5 protein-coding genes are annotated in these 7,172 nt (G+C 30.8%); 2 read left to right on the top strand and 3 right to left on the bottom strand.

Features of this window, described 5'->3' with window-relative positions; translation table 11 throughout:
- Together CX675_RS19970 and CX675_RS06525 are read right to left on the bottom strand one after the other, a co-directional pair.
- On the bottom strand, positions 1-904 hold a 904-nt coding region (locus tag CX675_RS19970; protein ID WP_205728611.1), incomplete at its 3' end, for a fibronectin type III domain-containing protein.
- A 160-nt stretch (positions 905-1,064) separates the two neighbouring features.
- Positions 1,065-3,695 (bottom strand): valine--tRNA ligase, encoded by a 2,631-nt coding sequence (locus CX675_RS06525; protein WP_130734424.1) that lies wholly within the window; start codon positions 3,693-3,695, stop codon positions 1,065-1,067.
- 292 nt (positions 3,696-3,987) lie between these two features.
- Here CX675_RS06525 and CX675_RS06520 point away from each other — a divergent pair, with 292 nt between their 5' ends.
- The gene (locus tag CX675_RS06520; protein WP_130734423.1) at positions 3,988-4,371 is read left to right on the top strand and encodes a DUF1573 domain-containing protein; all 384 of its coding nucleotides are present in this window, start codon (positions 3,988-3,990) and stop codon (positions 4,369-4,371) included.
- 33 nt (positions 4,372-4,404) lie between these two features.
- Here the strand turns inward: CX675_RS06520 and CX675_RS06515 are convergent, their stop codons facing one another.
- A complete protein-coding gene (locus CX675_RS06515; protein ID WP_130734422.1) occupies positions 4,405-5,709 on the bottom strand; it encodes a PDZ domain-containing protein in 1,305 nt (434 codons plus the stop codon).
- Positions 5,710-5,834: 125 nt separating this feature from the next.
- On the opposite strand from CX675_RS06515, the gene CX675_RS06510 reads away from it, so the two are divergent.
- A complete protein-coding gene (locus tag CX675_RS06510; protein WP_130734421.1) occupies positions 5,835-7,025 on the top strand; it encodes a pyridoxal phosphate-dependent aminotransferase in 1,191 nt (396 codons plus the stop codon).
- The last annotated feature ends 147 nt before the right edge of the window (positions 7,026-7,172 follow it).

The raw sequence follows: 7,172 nt of genomic DNA, 5'->3' as shown, positions 1-7,172 counted from the left end.
CAGCTGTTTCCACATCATAACTCCAAGGCGCTGCATTTGTAGTACATAAAGTTTTAAAGTTAAAAGGTCCTGTCCAAACGCTTTGCTCAGACACACCACAATATGTTCTAACCCAAAACTCATAATTTGTATCAGCTGTTAAAGCAGACACAAACACAGGATTATTACTTGTTAGTACTCCAGAACCAGTTGGCATTCCTGTTCCTTGAGCTTGTACCACATATTCCCATTGTGTAGACGCTCCTACAGTCCAGCCTAAATTAACAGTAGACGAAGTAATATTTGAAGCGGTTAAATCTATTGGTTGAGGACAAGCTTGAGCAATCCCGTTAAAGATCACATTTGGAAAATAAGAAGCTAAAGTACCAGTGGGTGGTGTAGCTGGATCTGGGTTAGTACTATCACTTCTATACCAAATACTTCTACCAGCTGTAGAAGAAGTATTATAAAAATCGTCTCCACTTTGATCATAACCAGCCATATTTTCATCAACAGCTACAATTAAATTATCTGTACCATTATATGCAAAAGGAGTTGTAAAAGTAATATTTACCCAACCTGGACCAGTAACTGGTATACCACCTGTATATACTGCAGTTAAAGAACCAAAGGCTTCCCAATCTGTAGTATTAGCAAAAGCTGTTTTAGTAGTATGACCTAAATAAATCGTTAAATTCTGATTACTAGGCAATAAAGAGGTACCACTAAAATACCATCTAAGACCAGTAATATTTCCCGAAGCATTTATTTCGGCAGAAGTGTAAATACTTTGCGAATAAGTATACCCATAAAAAGGATCAAAGGGTAACTGTTGCGCTTCATCATTACCATTTCCGATTGGAATTTGGGCAAAGCCAATCGTAGAAAATAGCAATAAAAATAGCCAAAGAGTAATTTTTTTCATAAGATATTAATAATTTCGTTAAGTTATTGCTAATATAATTAAATTATTGTTATCATTTGTTTAACAAATAAAAATATCGACAAAAAACACAAATCATCGGTGAAAAGCAAAAAACCTTGCTTTCGCAAGGTTTTTTAAACTATATTTACACTATACACTATTATTTTAGGTTCGCTAAGCTCTCTTCTAAAGTGGTTATTTTAGCTAAAGCATCTGCTTCTTTTTTTCTTTCATTGGCAATAACTTGTTCAGGAGCTCCATTCACAAATTTATCATTTGATAACTTTCCTTGAACCGAACGTAAAAATCCTTGTGTATATTTTAATTCTTCTTCTATCTTCAAAATCTCGGCAGCAATATCTATATTCCCTCCAACTGGAATGAAATATTCATTAGATTTTACACGATACGATAGAGCTCCGTTTACTTTTTCAGCAACATAAACTAAATCCACTAAGTTACCTAATTTCATAATCACTGAATCGAAATGCGTTGAAGCTTTTTCATTATTTACTACTTTCAATTCAATAGTTTCTTTGAAAGAAATGTTTTTGTCTTTTCTAATTGTTCTAATTCCCGAAATTACTTCTGTAGCAAAATCAAAATCAGCAATTAATTTTTCGTTAAACGGTTTAATTTCTGGCCAAGAAGCAATAATTAAAGCTTCTTCAGGTGTTCTTTCTGCGATATACTGCCAAATTTCTTCCGTTAAAAAAGGCATAAATGGATGTAATAACTTCAAATTCGCTTCTAACATTTCTATAGACTTATCAAACGTTTTTCTGTCTATAGGTTGTTCATAACTAGGTTTAATAACTTCCAAAAACCAATTACAGAAATCATCCCAAACCAATTTATAAATCGCCATTAAAGCATCTGAAATACGGTATTTATCGAAGTTATCTTCAATTTCCAGTAACGTTTTTTGCAACTTTGCTTCGTACCATTCTACTGCCACTTTAGAAGCTTCTGGCTGTGCAATATTGGCTACTTCCCAACCTTTAATCAAACGTAAAGCATTCCAAATTTTATTAGAAAAACTTTTACCTTGATTGCATAATTCTTCATCAAACAAAATATCATTTCCAGCAGAAGCACTCAATAATAACCCAACACGAACACCATCAGCTCCGAATTTTTCAATTAATCCTAGTGGTTCAGGTGAATTCCCTAATGATTTAGACATTTTACGTCCTTGATTATCACGAACTAAACCTGTTAAATAGACATTAGAAAATGGTTTTTTACCAGTATATTCATAACCTGCAATAATCATACGAGCAACCCAGAAGAATAAAATATCTGGACCTGTAACTAAATCATTTGTAGGATAGTAATATTTAAATTCTTCATTTTCTGGATCTAACATTCCTCCAAAAACAGAAATGGGCCATAACCAAGATGAAAACCAAGTATCCAATGCATCAGGATCTTGTCTTAAATCTGATTTTGTTAATGCAGTATTTCCTGTTTTCTTTTGTGCCAATTGCAAAGCTTCATCGCTATTTTCTGCAACCACAAAATCTTCTTTTCCATCGCCATAATAATAAGCAGGAATTTGTTGTCCCCACCATAATTGTCGTGAAATATTCCAATCGCGAATGTTATTTAACCAATGCGCATAAGTATTATTAAATCGAGATGGATGCAATTTAATTTCGTCAGATTCTAAAACGGCTTTGATAGCTGGTTTAACCAATTCTTCCATTTTTAAGAACCATTGGTCTGACAATCTTGGTTCTATTACCGCTTTGGTTCTCTCTGATGTGCCTACATTATTAATGTGATTTTCTACTTTTACTAAAGCACCAATAGTTTCTAATTCTTTTTCAATTTCGGTACGAACCACAAAGCGATCTTTACCTTCATAGTGTAAACCAAACGAATTTAGGGTTGCATCTTCATTAAAAATATCGATGATTTCTAAACCATGTTTTTCACCAAGGGTTTTATCATTTACATCGTGCGCAGGAGTTACTTTTAAACATCCTGTACCGAATTCCATATCTACATATTCATCAAAAATAATAGGAATTACTCGGTTGCAAATAGGAACAATTGCTTTCTTTCCTTTTAAATGGAAATAGCGTTCGTCTTCTGGATGAATGCAAATTGCTGTATCACCTAAAATAGTTTCAGGGCGTGTTGTTGCAATGGTTACATATTCGTTGCTACCTTCAATTGGGTAACGCAAATGATATAACTTCCCTTGTCTTTCTTCGTAAATTACTTCTTCATCAGACAACGTTGTTTTAGCTTCTGGATCCCAATTAACCATTCGATATCCTCTATAAATCATACCTTTATTATATAAATCTACAAAAGATTTTATAACAGAAGCACTCATATCGGCATCCATAGTAAATTTCGTTCTGTCCCAATCGCAAGAACATCCTAATTGTTTTAATTGTTCTAAGATTGTACCTCCATATTTATCGGTCCAATCATAAGCGTGTTGTAAGAACTCCTCACGAGTTAAATCGAATTTATTAATTCCTTCCGATTTTAATTTAGCCACTACTTTGGCTTCGGTAGCAATAGAAGCATGATCTGTACCAGGTACCCAACAAGCATTGAATCCTTTTAAACGGGCACGACGAATTAACACGTCTTGAATGGTATTATTTAGCATGTGTCCCATGTGTAAAACTCCTGTGACGTTTGGCGGTGGAATTACAATTGTGTAAGGTTTTCTATGATCTGGTGTGGAATGAAAATAATTATTTTTCATCCAGTAATCATACCACTTTTTTTCTACGTCCTTAGGATTAAACTGTGCTGGAATTGCCATTATTATATTTATTTATTGCGTTTATATTTTTTTTGTTACCAAAAATAAAATGTTATTTAATTAATAGCCCTGATAGAAGCTAGCTACCTTGTAGCGCGAATAGCAGGAATATGGATTACAAAAAAGGACCAACCCATTCGCTTTAAATAATTTAACTTTTAATAGTTTGGTATTGTTTTTGTAAATAACTGTTTGCAAAAGTAACGATATCAGCCAAAATAAAAAAAGGTATTTTTATTTGTTCTTTGCAAGAAAAGAATTATTTTTACATAAATCATTAATATTTAATATGATGAAAAAATTATTTGGATTTTTAACGTTTTTACTAGTAAGTTTCTTCACTTATGGTCAAGATGGTCCTAAAATTGAATTTAAACAAGAAACCATTAATTATGGTGAAGTAGTAAAAGGTGTGGATGATGGAATACGTGTTTTTGAATTTACAAACACTGGTAATGCTCCTTTAATTATTACAGATGTAAAATCGAGTTGTGGATGTACTGTACCTACGAAACCATCTGAACCAATTATGCCTGGAAAATCAGATAAAATTATTGTAAAATACAATATGAATCCAGGCCCTATTAGTAAAACCATAACCGTTGAAAGTAATGCTGTAAATAAATTAAACGGAGTTGTTCCTCTGAGGATAAAAGGAACCGTAATTGTCAAATAAACAGAAAGTCTCAATTTTAAATTGAGACTTTTTTTATAATATCTTTTGTAAGATAAATTTAAATTGCATCCTAACTCCTTTTCTTTCTATTTCCATTTTTATAAGTTTCCCTTCTTCAGATTGAAATAAATCGCTCATTTTTTGAATGGTATAATCAAATGCTTTTCGTCCATTGATTGAATAAATAATATCTCCTACTTTTAAACCTGCTATATCTGCAGGAGATTTTTCTCTAACATCGTAAATTTCAAAAACAGGTTTTAATTTAAATTTATAATTATACTCTACTCCTTCTACAAATACAAGTTCGTTTGCATGAGATGCTTTATTTAAATCGATATACTCTTTAATCCAAGTTAATCCGATATGCTGAATTTCAATTCCAGACATATTATAATTGAATGGATCAGAAAAATTATGATTTTTCTTAAAATAGACTAAATTGTTTTTATAATCTAAAAACCAATTGAATCGCTTTAAAATCCCTCCTCCCAAAGAACCATTTCTATTTGTAACTAAATTAGTCTTGTTAAAAGAAATACTATCTGGGTAAGACACTAATGCTTCTTTTAATTCTAAATTAGCGATTTTTAATTTAGCTACTCTAGATTTTTTCCCTTTTATTTCTCCACCTAATCCTCTTCCTAAAACCCCATTAAAAAATTTATCATTACATTGTATCGTATCATTTTCAAATAACCATAAACCATCACCTAAACCTGTATCTATTAACAATTTTAGGTTTACATTTTTTTTATTTATTTCAGATACGATATCTATATAAGGTTTATCGCCTATTAAATCAATCTCTTCTTGGATGTATTTTCCTAATTTTTTTTCTTTATTTTTTAAATCTTTGTAAAGAATAACTTTTTTATTTTGATAATTAATTTCTACCAGAAAATCTTTAAAAAAAGTTGCCCCTATAATTCCGTTTATTGGAACACCTAATTTATTAACTAAATTTATGTCATGCTCAGTTACTAATAATAATTCAAAATTACTATCTACATAGTCTTTCACTTCTAATTTATTATTTGCAGATACAATAGCTTCTATAGATTCTCCTCCTCCAATACCATTAATTTTTACTTTCTTAGTATTGTATAACATAATACTATCATTCTCAGGAAAACTAAACAGTAAATTCTTTTCAGAACCTGTATCTAAAAGCATATTCAACGCTACATCATTAATATTTACAGTTATGATTATAAGGTTGTGAGTGAGTTCAAAAGGAATAACAATTTTATTTTTTGAAGATTTCCATTTATCTTGAGAATAGGAGGCAAACACCATAGATAGGAATAATAATAAGCCAAGTATTTTTTTTATCATAGAATAGCATTTATATAAATATAGAAATTTAATTTACATATTTATAATTTTTAACACTTTTAAAAAGTAAAAATTATCATAATTCGATAAAAAAATTGCAATTTTGCATACAAATTTTAAAAATCATGCCAAAAATATCTCAAAAAGGGGCATTAATGCCAGAATCACCTATTCGAAAATTAGTTCCTTATGCTGAAATAGCAAAGAAAAAAGGACACAAAGTGTATCATTTAAATATAGGTCAACCCGATATTAAAACTCCTGAAGTAGCTTTAAATGCAGTTAAAAACGCGAACATAGAAGTATTAGAGTATAGTCATTCTGCAGGTTTTGATAGTTATAGAGAAAAACTTTCTACGTATTACAAAAATCAAAAGTTACCTATTGAAAAAGAAGACATTATTATTACCACTGGAGGTTCAGAAGCATTGCTTTTTGCACTTGGTAGTACTATGGATACTAATGATGAAGTTATTATTCCAGAACCTTTTTATGCTAATTATAATGGTTTTGCAGTGGCATCTGGAGTAAAAGTTGTTCCTGTAATTTCAAGTATCGAAAGTGGTTTTGCATTACCTCCAATTGAAGATTTTGAAAAATTGATTACACCAAACACTAAAGCTATTTTAATTTGTAATCCTGGAAATCCTACTGGTTATCTATATTCTGAAGATGAAATTAACCAATTAGCTGCAATGGTAAAAAAACATGATTTATTTTTAATTGCTGATGAAGTATACAGAGAATTTACTTACGATGGATACAAACACCATTCTATAATGAATATTACTGGATTAGAAAATCATGCTATAATGATTGATTCTGTATCTAAACGTTTTAGCATGTGTGGAGCAAGAATAGGCTGTGTTGTTTCTAAAAACAAAGAAGTAATGGCAACTGCTATGAAATTTGCTCAAGCAAGATTAAGTCCTCCAACTTATGCTCAGATTGCAAGTGAAGCTGCATTAGAAACACCTCAAAGCTACTTTGACGAAGTCATTACAGAATACAAAGAAAGAAGAGATATTTTAGTAAGTGAGTTAAACAAAATTGACGGTGTAACTGTGGCTAATCCAAAAGGAGCTTTTTATTGCATTGCGAAACTACCAATTGATGATGCAAATATTTTTGCACAATGGCTACTTGAAAAATATGATTTAAATGGAGAAACTGTTATGGTTGCACCTGCTGCAGGCTTTTATTCTTCTCCAAATGTTGGTTTAGATGAAGTACGAATCGCTTATGTTTTGAAAAAAGAAGATTTAATTAAATCAGTTCAAATACTAAAAGAAGCCTTGTCCGTTTATAAAAACTAATCAGTTACAATTCAAATAAAAAAAGAGCCTCAAAAAATGAGGCTCTTTTTTTATTTGAATATTTCATTAAGCTATCTTTTTAATGAAAAATGTGCTTTAAATACTTTGTTTTGTTGGTTTTCTTGATATTCTACAGTAAACCAATAA

It is taken from the genome of Flavobacterium sp. J27 (assembly GCF_004303025.1).
Lineage (GTDB): Bacteria > Bacteroidota > Bacteroidia > Flavobacteriales > Flavobacteriaceae > Flavobacterium.
Note: the sequence above shows the minus strand (reverse complement) of the source record. Positions and strands in the feature narration are given on the sequence as shown.